The sequence below is a fragment of the Variovorax sp. P4_D9 genome (assembly GCF_056401695.1).
Genome location: NZ_JBFUIU010000161.1, coordinates 1 through 14,229, shown reverse-complemented (window position 1 = coordinate 14,229; position 14,229 = coordinate 1). Strand labels below are relative to the sequence as shown.

Sequence of the window (14,229 nt, the reverse complement as noted above, 5' to 3'; positions counted from 1 at the left end):
GTGGCGGTGCGCGCGGAGATGACGCCGTCGTCGGGCGCCAGCACCTGCGTGTTGCGGCCGCGCACCTGCTGCGCCGCCAGTACCGCCTCGGCCGCCTCGACGCGCGCCTTGGCGGTCTGCTCGGCCGTCTGGTACTGGTTGATCAGCTGCTGGCTCATCGCGCCGGTGGCCTGCAGCGTGCGCGCACGCGCCGCGGTGCCGGTGGCGTCGGCGGCGGTGGCGCGGGCCTCGGCCAGCGAGGCCCTGGCCTGCGCGACGTCGGCCTGCACCGACTCGGCCGAGAAGGTGGCAAGCACCTGGCCCTTCTTGACCACGTCGCCGACGTTGACCCGCACCTCGGCCAGCTTGAGGCCATTCGATTCGGAGCCGATGCTTGCTTCCTGCCAGGCCGCGACATTGCCGTTGGCGGCCAGCGTGACGCTGAGCTCGCTGGTCTCGGGCTTGGCGACCGTGACGGTCAGTGAAGGCCGGGCGGTGGCTTCGGACTTCTTTTCGGGCGCGGCGACGGACTTGCCGCGCAGCAGCCAGACGGTGCCTGCGACCAGGACCAGCACGGCGGCCAGCACGGCGAGGAGGGTGGGACGCTTCATTCTTTTCATGGCGACGGTGCAGCGGCAGGGGCCGTGGAGGCAAGGGATTCGGGCCGCGTCCAGCCGCCGCCCATGGCGCGGTAGAGCGAGACCCAGGCTTCGGCGCGCTCGCGCTGCAGCGCCACGCGGGCGGTCTGCGAGACGAACAGCGTGCGCCTCGCATCCTCGAGGTCGAACAGGCTCGCCAGGCCTGTGTTGTAGCGGGCCTGGGTGGCGTCGAAGGAGGTCTGGTAGTTCCGTACCGCGGTATCGGCATCGGCCGCCCGGTCGCTGGTGCTCTGCAGGTTGATCAGCGCTTGTTCGACTTCGCTGACTGCCCGCCGCACGTTGGCGCGGTAGAGCGCCACGGATTCGTCGTAGCGGCCCTTGGCGGCGTCGTAGTTGGCCGCCAGCGTGCCGCCGTCGAAGATCGGAACGGTGAGCGCCAGCGGACCGAGGGTCCAAGTGTCCAGAGTTTCGCTGAATCCGCCGCCGCGCACCTTCAGCACGGCGATCGAGCCCTCGAGCGACAGGCGCGGGAAGCGCTGGGCCAGCGCCGCGCCGGCCTCGGCGCTCGCCGCGGCGACGTCGAGTTCGGCCGCGTAGACGTCCGGCCGCTGCGCCAGCGCCTCGGCCGGCACGCTGTAGACCGCCTGCACGGCCGGCAGCGTGACGTCGATCGGGGCGGTCGCCAGCTTGGGCGCCAGCATCGTTCCCTCGATGCCGGTCAGCGTCACCAGCGCCTGCTGCTGCACGCTGCATAGCGCCCGCTGCTGGGTCAGCCTGCCTGCTGCCTCGGCGGCACTGGCGCGGGCCAGCGCGGCATCGGCGGGGGCCGTGAACCCGGCCTGCGCCGACAGCTCGGTCAGGCGCGCGGACTCGGCGCGCGACTGCGCGTCGGACGTCGACACCACCAGCTGGCGTCGGCAGGCCCGTTCGGCGAGATAGGCGTTGGCGGTCTCGGCCGCCACCGAGACCCGGGCGTCGTGCCAGCGTGCGTCGGCGCCCGCGTAGCGCGACTGGGTGGCATCGCGGCTAGCGCGCAGGCCGCCGAACAGGTCTATCTCCCAGCTCGACTGCAGGCCGGCCTGCTGGGTGCTGATCGGCGGGATGTCGGTGCCGATGGCACCGGTCGCGCCGGTCGTGAAGCCCGAGGTCGGCGAGTTGCCGCGGCTGGCCGACAGCGAGCCGTTGAGGTTCGGCACCAGCGCCGCGCCGGCCGCGACGCGCGAGGCGCGGGCTTCGCCGATGCGGGCCTGGGCGCTGGCCACGGTCGGGCTGGCGGCCTCGGCGGCGACGATCAGCTCGACCAGCAGCGGGTCGTTGAGCTGACGCCACCATTCGGCCAACGAGGGCATCGAGCCGCCGTGCGGCAGGGCCGCGGTGCCGGCCGGCAGGGGTGTTTGCCACTGCGCCGGGGTCGGGGCGGCCACCTGCCCGGGCGGGCGCGGAACGGCGCAGGCGGCAAGCAGCAGGGGAGCGACGAGAAGAAGCGCAGGGCGCCGGGAGTTCCTCATGATTCCGCAAGAAAGGCGTGACGTGCACGGCGAACGGGTGGTGGCGCAGGGGCGTCGGCAGACGGCCGGTGGACCGTGCAAGGGGCGCAGCATAGCAAGGCCCCATGAGCCACTCTGTAGTCGCGCACCGCATCTGCAAAAGCCATTGATGGTACCGACTCAGCACTGTCGGATCGATCCGAGTCGGACGACGGATCGATGCTTGCGAAGCACCGGATTCATCCGATTCGATGCGCGCTACGATCCCGCCATGCCGTCCGCCACCGCCGCACCCCCCGCCTTGCCGCTCGATGCCGAAGGCATCCTCGCGCTCGCCGCGCGCTCGATGTTCCACCTGTTCTCCAGCATCAGCCAGGGCATGTTCCTGGTCGACCGCAGCGGCCGCATCGTCTGGGTCAACGAGGGCTACCGGCGCTTCCTGCCGGCGCTGGGCTTCTCGTCGATCGACCAGTTCCTGGGCCATCTGGTGGAAGACGTCATTCCCAACACCCAGATGCGCCGCGTGCTCGACACCGGCGAGCCGATCCTGATCGACCTGCTGACCAATAAGGCCGGCACTTTCGTGGTCAGCCGCATCCCGCTGCGCGAAGAGCGCGAGGGCGACGGCGGAGCCGCGCCCGGCGAGGTGATCGGTGCCATCGGCATCGTGCTGTTCGACCATCCCGAGACCACGCTGCAGCCCTTGATCAGCAAGTTCGCGCTGCTGCAGCGCGATCTCGACGACGCCCGCCGTGAACTCGCGAGCCAGCGCGCCAACCCGCTCTACCAGCAGTCGGCCGACGGGCAGCGGCGCTCGAAGTACACCTTCGCGAGCTTCATTGGCAGCAGCCCGGCGGCGGTCGAGGTCAAGCGCCACGCCCGGCGCGCGGCGCAGTCGTCGAGTCCGGTGCTGCTGCTCGGCGAGACCGGCACCGGCAAGGAACTGCTGGCTCATGCGATCCATGCCGCCTCGGCGCGTGCCGGCGGCATGTTCGTCAGCGTCAACATCGCGGCCGTGCCCGACACCCTGCTCGAGGCCGAGTTCTTCGGCGTCGCCCCGGGCGCTTTCACCGGCGCCGACCGCAAGGCTCGCGAGGGCAAGTTCAAGCTGGCCGACGGTGGCACCCTGTTCCTCGACGAGATCGGCGACATGCCGCTGGGCCTGCAGGCCAAGCTGCTGCGCGCGCTGCAGGAGGGCGAGATCGAGCCGCTGGGCTCCAACAAGCTGGTGCCCTTCGACGCCCGCGTGATCGCCGCCACCTCGCGCGACCTCGCGTCGTTGGTCAGGGAAGGGCGCTTCCGTGAAGACCTCTACTACCGGCTCAACGTGCTGCCGGTGCGGGTGCCGCCGCTGCGCGAGCGGCGCGCCGACATCCCGGCGCTGGTCGAGGCGCTCGGCGAGGACATGGCGCTGCGCAGCGGTGAGGCGCCGCCCGAACTCACGCCCGATGCGCTGGCCTTGCTGGCCGCGCAGCACTGGCGCGGCAACATCCGCGAGCTGCGCAACGTGCTCGAGCAGGTGACGATGCGCAGCGATTCGCAGCGAATCGACGCCGCGCAGCTCGAGCGCATCCTGCGCGAGGCCGGGCAGGAGACGATCGCGGCGCCCGAGCCGCTGCCGAGCGCGGCCGCCGATTCGGCCGAAGGCGCGGCCTTGCTGCGGCCGCTGGCCCAGCAGGTGGCAGAGCTTGAGCGCCGTGCGATCGCCGCCGCGATGGCCGCGACCGGCGGCAACAAGCTGGCGACCTCGCGGCTGCTCGGCATCTCGCGCGCGACGCTCTACGAACGTCTGGAAAACCCTGAATAAAAAACATGCAACTGCCTGAATTTTGGACAGTGGAACTGTCTTGATTTCAGGCTTTCCAGGCGCAAACCAAGGGAAAGTCCTTTGTTTTCAAGGCGATGGCGGCTGGCATGAACTGTGCAATATTCAGCCATCACCTTCAGGAGACAAAGAATGCAACGTCGCTACCTCGTCGCGCTGGCCAGCTTGGCCGCCGCAGGTGCCCTGGCCTTCCCGGCCTGGGCCCAGTCCAACGAGATCAAGATCGCCCACGTCTACAGCAAGACCGGTCCGCTAGAAGCCTACGGCAAGCAGACCCAGACCGGCTTCATAATGGGCCTGGACTACGCGACCGGCGGCACCATGACCGTCAACGGCAAGAAGATCGTCGTCATCGAGAAGGACGACCAGGGCAAGCCCGACCTCGGCAAGTCGCTGCTGGCTGCGGCGTATGCCGACGACAAGGCCGCGCTGGCGGTCGGCCCGACCTCGTCGGGCGTCGCGCTCGCGATGCTGCCGGTGGCCGAGGAATACAAGAAGATCCTGCTGGTCGAACCCGCGGTGGCCGATTCGATCACCGGCGACAAGTGGAACAAGTACATCTTCCGCACCGGCCGCAACAGCTCGCAGGACGCGATCTCGAACGCGGTCGCGATCGACAAGCCCGGCGTCACCGTGGCCACGCTGGCTCAGGACAACGCCTTCGGCCGCGACGGCGTGAAAGCCTTCAAGGACGCGCTCAAGAAGGCCAAGCTGGCGCACGAGGAATACCTGCCGCCGGCCACCACCGACTTCACGGCCGGCGCCCAGCGATTGATCGACAAGCTCAAGGACCAGCCGGGCCGCAAGATCATCTGGATCGTCTGGGCCGGTGCCGGCAATCCGTTCAAGATCGTCGACCTCGACTTGAAGCGCTACGGCATCGAGATCGCGACCGGCGGCAACATCCTGCCCGCGATGGCGGCCTACAAGGCGCTGCCGGGCATGGAAGGCGCGGCCTACTACTACTTCGGCATTCCGAAGAATCCGGTCAACGAGGCCATGGTCTCGATGCACTACAAGGAATTCAAGACGCCGCCGGACTTCTTCACGGCCGGCGGCTTTTCGGCCGCGATGGCGGTGGTGACGGCGCTCAAGAAAACTGGCGGCGACACCAGCACCAACAAGCTGATCACGGCGATGGAAGGCATGAGCTTCGACACGCCGAAGGGCAAGATGACCTTCCGCAAGGAAGACCACCAAGCGATGCAGAGCATGTACCACTTCAAGATCAAGGTCGACCCGGCGTTCGCCTGGGGCGTGCCTGAGCTGGTGCATGAGATCAAGCCCGAAGAGATGGATATCCCCATCAGAAATAAACGCTGACCCCCAGGTTGCCCCGCACTTCGTGTCGGGGCGCCCACCCCCTGTCAGGGGGCAACACCAGCGGCCCGGCGAAGCCGGTTCCGCGGTGTTTCACGAACGGGCCTGGCTGCGCCGGCCGCGGAATTCACTCTCCATGCTCGAAACTACTGATCTCACCATTCGCTTCGGCGGACATGTGGCGGTGAATGCTGTGTCCTGCGCGTTCGCGCCGGGCACGCTCACTGCGATCGTCGGGCCCAACGGGGCCGGCAAGACCACGTACTTCAACCTGATCTCGGGGCAGCTCAAGGCGTCCGCGGGCACGGTGTCGCTCGACGGGCACTTGCTCTCCGGCCTGCCGGCCTCGGCGCGGACGCGGGCCGGGTTGGGCCGCGCCTTCCAGCTCACGAACCTGTTCCCGAACCTCACGGTGCTCGAGAACGTGCGGCTCGCGGTGCAGGCGACGCGCGAGGGCGCGCACCGGCGCGGCCTCAACCTGTGGAGCATCTGGAGCGACCATCGCGCGCTGACCGAGCGCGCCGACCGGATCCTGGCCGACGTCGCGCTGAAGTCCAAGGAACACGCGACCGTCGCCAGCCTGCCGCACGGCGACCAGCGCAAGCTCGAAGTGGCCCTCCTGATGGCGCTCGAACCTAAGGTCTTCATGTTCGACGAACCCACCGCGGGCATGAACGCGGCGGAGGCGCCGGTGATCCTCGACCTGATCCGGAAACTCAAGCAGGACAAGAGCAAGACCATCCTCTTGGTCGAGCACAAGATGGACGTGGTGCGCGAACTCGCCGACCGCATCATCGTGCTGCACAACGGGCAGTTGGTGGCCGATGGTGAACCGTCGGAAGTGATCGCCTCGCCGATTGTGCAAGAGGCTTACCTGGGCGTTGCGAAGGAGGCGGCATGAGCACGAATCTGCTCGAAATGTCCGGCGTGCACACGCACATCGGCGCTTATCACATCCTGCACGGCGTCGACCTGGCCGTGCCGCGCGGCCAGCTCACGATGCTGCTGGGCCGCAACGGCGCCGGCAAGACCACCACGCTGCGCACGCTGATGGGCCTCTGGCATGCGTCGCAGGGAAGCGTGCGCTTCGGCGACAAGGACATCACCGCGCTGCACACGCCGCAGATCGCCGAGCTCGGCATCGCCTACGTGCCCGAGAACATGGGCATCTTCTCGGACCTGACGGTGAAGGAGAACATGCTGCTGGCCGCCCGCCGCGCGAAGAACGCCGAGCAGATGGACGACGCGCGATTGAAGTGGATCTTCAAGCTCTTCCCGGCGGTCGAGAAATTCTGGAACCACCCGGCGGGCAAGCTGTCGGGCGGGCAGAAGCAGATGCTCGCGGTGTCGCGCGCGATTGTCGAGCCGCGCGAACTGCTGGTCATCGACGAGCCCAGCAAGGGCCTGGCGCCGGCCATCATCAACAACATGATCGATGCCTTCGGCGAACTCAAGCGCAGCGGCGTGACGATCCTGCTGGTCGAGCAGAACATCAGCTTCGCGCAGCGCCTGGGCGACACGGTGGCCGTGATGGACAACGGCCGCGTAGTGCACAGCGGCAGCATGGCCGCGTTCTCTGCCGACGAAGGACTGCAGCAATCCCTGCTCGGACTCGCACTATGAAAAACATCGACTTCGACTGGAAGCCGCTGCTGCTGGTGCCGATTCTGGCGCTCGTCGCGCTACCGCTCACCGGCTCGGTCTCGACCTGGCTCACGCTCACGGTCGCCGGACTCGCGATGGGCATGATCATCTTCATCATCGCCTCGGGCCTGACCTTGATCTTCGGCCTCATGGACGTGCTCAACTTCGGTCATGGCGTGTTCATCGCGCTCGGTGCCTTCGTGGCCAGCAGCGTGCTGGGCCTGATGGGCGACTGGACCGGCTCGGGCGAGCTGTGGCGCAACCTGGTGGCGGTATTCCCGGCGATGCTGGTCGCGATGGCCGTGGCCGGCGCGGTCGGCCTGGCCTTCGAGCGCTTCATCGTGCGGCCGGTGTACGGCCAGCACCTGAAGCAGATCCTCATCACGATGGGCGGCATGATCATCGGCGAGGAACTGATCAAGGTGATCTGGGGCCCGGCGCAAATCCCGCTGCCGCTGCCCGAGGCGCTGCGCGGCTCGCTGCTGATCGGCGATGCGGCGATCAGCAAGTACCGCATCCTCGCGGTGGTGATCGGCGTCTTCGTCTTCGGCCTGCTGGCCTGGACGCTGGGCCGGACCAAGATCGGCCTCCTGATCCGCGCCGGGGTGCAGGACCGCGAGATGGTCGAGTCGCTCGGCTACCGCATCGGCCGGCTGTTCGTCGGCGTCTTCGTGGTCGGCAGTGCGCTGGCGGGCCTCGGCGGCGTGATGTGGGGGCTGTTCCAGCAGAACCTGATCCCGCAGATGGGCGCGCAGGTCAACGTGCTGATCTTCATCGTGATCATCATCGGCGGACTGGGCTCCACGGCCGGTGCCCTGATCGGCGCCTTGCTGGTCGGCCTGATGACCAACTACATCGGCTTTATCGTTCCGACGCTGACCCAGTTCGCGAGCATCTTCCTGATGGTGGCCGTGCTGCTCTGGCGCCCGCAGGGCGTGTACCCGGTGGCCAATCGCTGAAAAGAGAACCATGCTGTCCCGTCTCCTTTCCAACGACCTGCCGCGCAGCCGCCTGCTGGCGCTGCTGCTCGCGGCCCTGGTGCTGTCGCTGGCCTTCGCACCCTTCCTGTTCCCGGGCGTCAAGGCGCTCAGCGTCGCGGCCAAGATCCTGGTCTTCATCGTGCTCGTCGCGAGCTTCGACCTGCTGCTGGGCTACACCGGGATCGTGAGCTTCGCCCACACGATGTTCTTCGGCATCGGCGCCTACGGCATCGCGATCTCGGCCAGCCGCCTGGGCGCCAACTGGGGCGCGGTGGCGCTCGGGCTCGGTGCCGCGCTGGCGATATCGCTGGTGCTGTCGCTGGCGATCGGCCTGTTCTCGCTGCGGGTGAGGGCGATCTTCTTCGCGATGATCACGCTGGCGGTGGCCTCGGCCTTCCAGACGCTGGCCTCGCAGATGTCCGACTTCACCGGCGGCGAGGACGGCCTGACCTTCAAGCTGCCGGAGCTGATCTCGCCGAGCTTCGAGTTCGCCGAGGAGCCTTTCCTCGGCGTCTCGCTCGACGGCCGGCTGCTGTGCTACTACCTGCTCTTCGTCGCCACGGTGCTGCTGGTGCTGGCGCTGCTGCGGATCGTGAATTCGCCCTTCGGCCGCGTGCTGCAGGCGATCCGCGAGAACGAGTTCCGCGCCGAGGCGATCGGGTACCGCGTGGTGGTCTACCGCACCACGGCTTCGGTGCTGTCGGCGCTGTTTGCAACGCTGGCCGGCGCCATGCTCGCGATCTGGCTGCGCTACAACGGGCCCGACACTTCGCTGAGCTTCGAGATCATGGTCGACGTGCTGCTGATCGTCGTGATCGGCGGCATGGGAACGATCTATGGCGCCGTGGTCGGCGCGGTGCTGTTCGTGATCGCGCAGAGCTACCTGCAGGACCTGCTGCGCATCGGCAGCGAGGCGGCAAGCGGGCTCGGCTGGCTGTCGGCCCTGCTGTCGCCCGACCGCTGGCTGTTGTGGCTCGGGGTGCTGTTCGTGCTCTCCGTCTATTACTTCCCGACCGGCATCGTCGGCCGTTTGCGTGCGAGGGCCTTGAGATGAATCTGCCGAGCTCCAACTACCTCCAGATCGCCGGCCGCGAGATCCATTGGCTCGACTGGGGCCCGCGCGAGGGACCGGTGGTGCTCGCCTGGCATGGCCTGGCGCGCACTTGCCGCGACATGGACGAACTGGCCGAGCATTTCGCCGAGCGCGGCTTTCGCGTGATCTGCCCGGACACCATCGGCCGCGGATTGAGCCAGTGGAGCCCGGCGCCCGACGAGGAATACCAACTGTCCTTCTACGGCCGGCTCGCGTTCGGGCTGATCGACGAACTGAAGCTGCAGCGGGTGCACTGGATCGGGACCTCGATGGGCGGCGCGATCGGCATGGTCTGCGCCTCGGGCCTGCTCGAGCCGACCATGAAGCCGCGCATCGCGAGCCTGGTGCTCAATGACAACGCGCCGCAGATCGCAGCCGCCGCGGTCGCGCGCATCCGCTCCTATGCCGGCCATCCGCCGGCCTTCGACACGGTGGCGGAACTGGAGCAGTTCTTCCGCACCGTCTACAAGCCCTATGGCTGGCTCAGCGATGCCCAATGGCGCCGCTTGACCGAGAGCTCGATCCGGCGTCTGCCCGACGGCCGCGTGACGCCGCACTACGACCCGGCGATGGTGCGGCAGTTCGAGGCCCATCCGGACGACTACCTGCTGTGGACGCACTACGACGCGATCGAGGCACCGGTCCTGTGCCTGCGCGGCGTCGATTCCGACCTGGTGCTGCCCGAGACCCTGGTGGAGATGCGCAGCCGCGGCCCCGGGGCCGCCGGCCGCCTGCAGATCATTGAAGTGCCGGGCTGCGGCCATGCGCCGGCGCTCAATGTGCCCGGGCACCTGGAKCCGATCGAGGCCTTTATGCGCGCCGCCGGCACCTGAAGCGCGGCGGGCCGACAATCGGCCCGCTCATTCAATTCGGAGACTTCTTTCATGGCGCTCTCGTTCTACGATATTTCGGTCCCGGTTTTCGTCCGCGGCCTCGGTCAACTCTCGCATGTGCTCGACAAAGGGCTGGCGCACGCGCAGGCCGCCGGCATCGATTCGGTCGAACTCGTCAATGCGCGGCTGGCGCCCGACATGTTCACGCTGGCGGGTCAGGTGCAAAGCGCCAGCGATGCCTCGAAGCTCGGCACCGCACGCATCGCCGGCATCACGGCGCCGAGCTTTCCCGACACCGAGAGCACCTACGCGGAGCTGCAGGCGCGGGTCGCGAAGACGATCGAATTCCTCAACGGCGTCGACCGCGCAAGCGTCGACGGCGCCGAGGCGCGCGAGGTCGTGATGAAAGTGCGCGGCAACGAACTCAAGTTCACGGCCGAGCGCTACCTGCTGCAGTTCGCACTGCCGAACTTCTTCTTTCACGTCACGACCGCCTATGACGTGCTGCGGCACCGTGGCGTGCCGCTGAGCAAGCTCGACTACCTCGGGCGCTTCTGAAACGCGACGGCTAGAGTCGGGTCGGCCAGCCGCCGAGGTTCCGCTCGGCAATGCCGCTGAGCGCAGTGATCCAGGCCGGGCTGTCGTTGAGGCAGGGGATGTAGTGAAATTCCTTGCCGCCTGACGCGATGAAGGCTTCTCGGCCTTCCATCGCGATTTCTTCCAGGGTCTCGAGGCAGTCGGCCGGAAAACCGGGGCACAAGACGTCGACCCGGGCGACGCCAGCCCTGCCCAGCTCGCGCAGCGTCGGTTCGGTGTAGGGCTCGAGCCACTTGGCGCGGCCGAAGCGCGACTGGAAGGTCACGCGGTACTGCGCCGGCGCGAGGGCGAGCCGCGCGGCGAGCAGGCCGGCGGTGGCCAGGCACTGCGCCTGGTAGGGATCGCCGAGCCGGATATTGCGCTCGGGAATGCCGTGGAAGCTCATCACGAGCTGGTCGCCGCGGCCGTTGTGCTGCCAGTGGCGCTGCACGCTCTGCGCCAGCGCGTCGACGTAGAGCGGATCGTCGTGGTAGTCGTTGACGAAGCGGAATTCCGGCAGCCTTCGCATTCGTCCGCTCCAGGCATTGACCGCATCGATCACGCTGGCGGTGGTGGTGGCCGAGTACTGGGGGTAGGCCTGCAGCACCAGCACCCGCGTCGCACCCGCGGCGGTGAGCGCGTCCAGCCGGRCGGCGATCGATGGAATCCCGTAGCGCATGGCGTCGACCACCTTGAGCCGATGGCCGCGCTCGCCGAGCCAGCCGGCCAGCAGCACGGCCTGCTTGCGGGTCCAGACCTTGAGCGGCGAGCCCTCGGGGGTCCAGATGCTGGCGTACTTGGCGGCCGACTTGGCCGGCCGGGTGCGCAGGATGATGCCGTGCAGGATCAGCGCCCACAGCAGGCGCGGGATCTCGACCACGCGCGGGTCGCCAAGGAAGTCGGCGAGGTAGGGGCGCACCGCCTGGGCGGTGGGCTCGTCCGGGGAGCCGAGGTTGCACCAGAGCACCGCGGTGCGCTCCGGGGCGATGCCGGCAGCGGCCGGGTCAGGGGAAAAGGGCATGCGATATTCTCGGGCATGCCCATTGCGACCCCCGATTCCCTCGCCCTCGACGTCAAGCGCATCGCCGCGATCTCGCTCGATCTCGATGACACGCTGTGGCCGGTCTGGCCGACCATCGAGCGTGCTGAGCGCGTGCTGCACGACTGGCTGCTGCGCGAGGCACCGAAGACCGCCGACCTGCTGCTGACGCCCGGCGTGCTGCGCGAATTGCGCGAAGCCACTGCCAAGGAGCGCAGCGACCTCGCGCACGACCTGAGCGCGCTGCGCCGCGAGTCGATCCGCGGCGCATTGCGGCGCGCCGGCGAAGACCCGGCGTTGGCCGAGCCGGCTTTCGAGGTCTTCTTCGCCGAGCGCCAGCGCGTCACGCTCTACGACGACGCGCTGCCGGCGCTCCGGTGGCTCAGCGAGCGCTATCCGCTGGTGGCGGTGTCCAACGGCAACGCCGACATCCATCGCACCGGCGTTGGACGCTGGTTCCGCGCGGCCTTCAACGCGCGCGAATTCGGCAGCGGCAAGCCGCACGCCCCGATCTTCCGCGCCGCCGCGGCCTCGGTCGGGCTGTTGCCCAAGGACATGCTGCATGTCGGCGACGACGCGGCGCTCGACGTGGCGGGCGCGCTCGATGCCGGCATGCAGGCCGCTTGGCTGGTGCGCGAGGAGCGCCCCTGGGAGCACGGCGCGCGGCCGCAGCTGATCGTGCCGAACCTGCACGCGCTGTGCGTGACGCTCGACAGCGCGCGAGGCTGACTCGGGACTGATTCGGTGAGCTGCGGCGCCTGAAGCCGCTTCGGGGGAGCTACCTCGGCCCGCCGATCGCGCGCGCCACGCCTTCGTTCACCGTGGACTGGAGGTTGAAGTTCTTGACCATCCCGAGCCCGTTGCTGCTGGCGTCGATCACGGTCCGGTTCACGATGTGCTGGTTGTCCAGGGTGTTCTGGATTACGGTGCCGGAGGTGCCGGCCTGCTGCGGCTCGAAGATGTTGCCGGGTCCGTTCTGGACCAGGTTCAGGGCCGCCATCTGCTTGTTGAGCTGCGCTGCCTGCGCGGCGCTGAGGTTGTTCAACTGCCCGAAGTTCAGCGTGGTCTGCGTCACCAGGCTGCCATTGATGTAGACCGCGCGCGAGATGCCGAAGGTCACCATCAGGCCGTTGCCGGTGTCGAAGCCGCCGCGCAGGTGGTCCAGCGTGGTGTCGCCGACGGCCATCCAGATCTCGGCGCGCCGCTCGACGGGATCGACCGGTCCGTCGGCCCATGCGGAGGCGCTGAAGGCGCCCGCGAGCACCGACAGGACCAGGGCCGACCACAGCGCCGGGCGCATCAGAAATCTCCCGGCCCGAACTTGGGCATCGTGATGTCGGTCATGCCGTCGCGTGCGATGCCGGTGCTCACCGGAGCACGCGGCGCTGCGCGCCAGTCGGCCGCCAGGTTGAAGCGGGCCGACTCCATCCGGTTGTGGATCACGAACAGCAGGCCGTTCTGCCAGACCTTCTCGAAGGTCTTGCGCGGCATGGCGCGTGTCCCCAGCGCCGGGTCGCCCAGCAGCACCCGGTCCGCCTGCACGCCCTTGACGACCACGAAGTGGTGGTAGCCGTCGGAGTTGATCAGCACGATGGCCGGAACGCGGGCCTCGTTGAGCTTGTCCAGCGGCTGCTCGAAACCATCGGCCTCGAAGCCTTGCGCCGCCAGGAAGCGTTTCATGTCGAGCAGCGAGAAGCCTTCGGTGTGGATCTTCCTCTGGTCGCCATGCTCGTACATCGCCTGGAACACGGTTTCCTCGGTCACCGGAAAACCGTAGTGGTGGGTGAGCAGCGTGGCCAGGGCCGCCGAACCGCAGCTGAAGTCGTACTTCTGGATCAGCGTGCGCCCGGTACGCGCCTGCTTTAAGCTGGTCAATGGAATCACGACGTCGCCCATGGCGATCGACGGCATGTACGCGCCGTCGGCGGCGGCCAGGTCGGCCGTCGCCAACAACGCGATGCAGAGCAACAGGCGGCGCATGATGCCTGCCCTCAGTTCATCTGCAGATTGAGGATCGTCGCGTTCTGTATCAGCACGTTGGCGCCGCTGTTCTGGATCACGGTCGGCAGCCCGTTCATGTTGGCGAACGAACCGGCACTGATCGTGTTGTCGCCCGTCGTCACGTTGCGCGCCGAGTTGCCGGCGGTGACGCCGTGCAGCGTCATGTCGTTGTTCACGACTTCGGCGCCGCCGCGGGTCTTGGCCAGCGTGTCCGCATCGACAGGCTGGGCGACGAAGGCCACACTACGAGCCCCGGAGCCGGGCGCTTCGCGCGTCGGCTGCGAGGTCTGCGCCGCCACCGTCGCCGGCAGCAGGATCCCGAGGGCCATGCAAATGGGCCCCAAGCGGGTGATGGATGTCATGGCGTCTCCCTTTGGCCTGCGGTGAGAGTGGGCCGATCCTCGCCGTACGCCCGGCGATCCGGGCTGCACGGCGACGATCGGTCTCACGCTTCGATCAGCGTCCCACGGACAGGTTGGCCTGCACGTTCACGCTTTGCTGAACCATCGAGGCGATGCCGCTGTTCTGGTTCGCGACCATGATGCCCGCCGCCGTCTGGCCGACGCTGGTCATGGTGTTGGACATGTTGAACGTGCCGGCATTGACGGTTGCCGTACCGCCTGCGCCGCCCGTGCCACCGTTGCCGGTGCCGCCGGTTCCGCCGTTGCCGGTATTGGTTCCGCCGTTGCCAGCGCCGCCTGCACCGCCCGTGCCGCTACCGCCCGCGCCGCCGGCGCCTGCGGTGTTGTTGCCGTTGCTGGCGCTGCCGTTGGTGGCGCTGCCGACAGTGCTCGAACCGCCGGCGCCGCCCGTGCCCGCGCCGCCGGTCTGGGTGCCGGTCGCGGTGCTGGTG

General features: G+C 68.3%; 15 protein-coding genes and 1 pseudogene. 9 read left to right on the top strand and 7 right to left on the bottom strand.

Features of this window, described 5'->3' with window-relative positions; translation table 11 throughout:
• Positions 1-599: efflux RND transporter periplasmic adaptor subunit (locus AC1DY5_RS18660; protein ID WP_478113679.1), on the bottom strand; the 599-nt coding region annotated here is incomplete at its 3' end.
• Entirely contained in the window at positions 596-2,086 is a 1,491-nt protein-coding gene (locus tag AC1DY5_RS18655; protein WP_478113677.1) for an efflux transporter outer membrane subunit, read from the bottom strand. The genes AC1DY5_RS18655 and AC1DY5_RS18660, both read right to left, overlap by 4 nt.
• A 250-nt stretch (positions 2,087-2,336) precedes the next feature.
• On the opposite strand from AC1DY5_RS18655, the gene AC1DY5_RS18650 reads away from it, so the two are divergent.
• The 8 genes from AC1DY5_RS18650 to AC1DY5_RS18615 all read left to right on the top strand — a co-directional run bounded on the left by AC1DY5_RS18650 (position 2,337) and on the right by AC1DY5_RS18615 (position 10,318).
• The gene (locus AC1DY5_RS18650) at positions 2,337-3,872 is read left to right on the top strand and encodes a sigma-54 interaction domain-containing protein (protein ID WP_478113675.1); all 1,536 of its coding nucleotides are present in this window, start codon (positions 2,337-2,339) and stop codon (positions 3,870-3,872) included.
• A 150-nt stretch (positions 3,873-4,022) separates the two neighbouring features.
• Entirely contained in the window at positions 4,023-5,213 is a 1,191-nt protein-coding gene (locus AC1DY5_RS18645) for a substrate-binding domain-containing protein (RefSeq protein WP_478113673.1), read from the top strand.
• A 133-nt stretch (positions 5,214-5,346) separates the two neighbouring features.
• Positions 5,347-6,111 (top strand): ABC transporter ATP-binding protein, encoded by a 765-nt coding sequence (locus AC1DY5_RS18640; protein ID WP_478113672.1) that lies wholly within the window; start codon positions 5,347-5,349, stop codon positions 6,109-6,111.
• Entirely contained in the window at positions 6,108-6,833 is a 726-nt protein-coding gene (locus AC1DY5_RS18635; protein ID WP_478113671.1) for an ABC transporter ATP-binding protein, read from the top strand. Before AC1DY5_RS18640 ends, AC1DY5_RS18635 begins: the two co-directional genes overlap by 4 nt.
• Positions 6,830-7,813 (top strand): branched-chain amino acid ABC transporter permease, encoded by a 984-nt coding sequence (locus tag AC1DY5_RS18630; protein WP_478113669.1) that lies wholly within the window; start codon positions 6,830-6,832, stop codon positions 7,811-7,813. The genes AC1DY5_RS18635 and AC1DY5_RS18630 overlap by 4 nt, the downstream gene beginning before the upstream one ends.
• A gap of 10 nt (positions 7,814-7,823) precedes the next feature.
• The gene (locus AC1DY5_RS18625; protein ID WP_478113667.1) at positions 7,824-8,888 is read left to right on the top strand and encodes a branched-chain amino acid ABC transporter permease; all 1,065 of its coding nucleotides are present in this window, start codon (positions 7,824-7,826) and stop codon (positions 8,886-8,888) included.
• Positions 8,885-9,760, top strand: a complete 876-nt coding sequence (locus AC1DY5_RS18620) for an alpha/beta fold hydrolase (protein WP_478113665.1) — start codon at positions 8,885-8,887, stop codon at positions 9,758-9,760. Before AC1DY5_RS18625 ends, AC1DY5_RS18620 begins: the two co-directional genes overlap by 4 nt.
• Before the next feature lie 51 nt (positions 9,761-9,811).
• Positions 9,812-10,318: a DUF1993 domain-containing protein gene (locus AC1DY5_RS18615; protein WP_478113663.1), complete on the top strand. Its 507-nt coding sequence runs from the start codon at positions 9,812-9,814 to the stop codon at positions 10,316-10,318.
• 10 nt (positions 10,319-10,328) lie between these two features.
• Here the strand turns inward: AC1DY5_RS18615 and hemH are convergent, their stop codons facing one another.
• The gene (gene hemH, locus AC1DY5_RS18610) at positions 10,329-11,357 is read right to left on the bottom strand and encodes a ferrochelatase (RefSeq protein WP_478113661.1); all 1,029 of its coding nucleotides are present in this window, start codon (positions 11,355-11,357) and stop codon (positions 10,329-10,331) included.
• A 15-nt stretch (positions 11,358-11,372) separates the two neighbouring features.
• On the opposite strand from hemH, the gene AC1DY5_RS18605 reads away from it, so the two are divergent.
• Entirely contained in the window at positions 11,373-12,104 is a 732-nt protein-coding gene (locus AC1DY5_RS18605) for an HAD family hydrolase (protein WP_478113660.1), read from the top strand.
• 49 nt (positions 12,105-12,153) lie between these two features.
• On the opposite strand, the gene AC1DY5_RS18600 is transcribed toward AC1DY5_RS18605, so the two are convergent.
• The 4 genes and pseudogenes from AC1DY5_RS18600 to AC1DY5_RS18585 form a co-directional block, all read right to left on the bottom strand.
• On the bottom strand, positions 12,154-12,675 hold the full coding sequence (locus tag AC1DY5_RS18600) for a hypothetical protein (protein WP_478113658.1): 522 nt from the start codon (positions 12,673-12,675) through the stop codon (positions 12,154-12,156).
• Positions 12,675-13,355, bottom strand: coding sequence for a C39 family peptidase (locus tag AC1DY5_RS18595; RefSeq protein WP_478113656.1), 681 nt, complete (start codon positions 13,353-13,355; stop codon positions 12,675-12,677). Before AC1DY5_RS18595 ends, AC1DY5_RS18600 begins: the two co-directional genes overlap by 1 nt.
• An 11-nt stretch (positions 13,356-13,366) precedes the next feature.
• Complete coding sequence (locus AC1DY5_RS18590) at positions 13,367-13,738, bottom strand: hypothetical protein (RefSeq protein WP_478113655.1); 372 nt, start codon at positions 13,736-13,738, stop codon at positions 13,367-13,369.
• 94 nt (positions 13,739-13,832) lie between these two features.
• Positions 13,833-14,229: pseudogene (locus AC1DY5_RS18585) on the bottom strand (hypothetical protein); the annotation flags it as partial.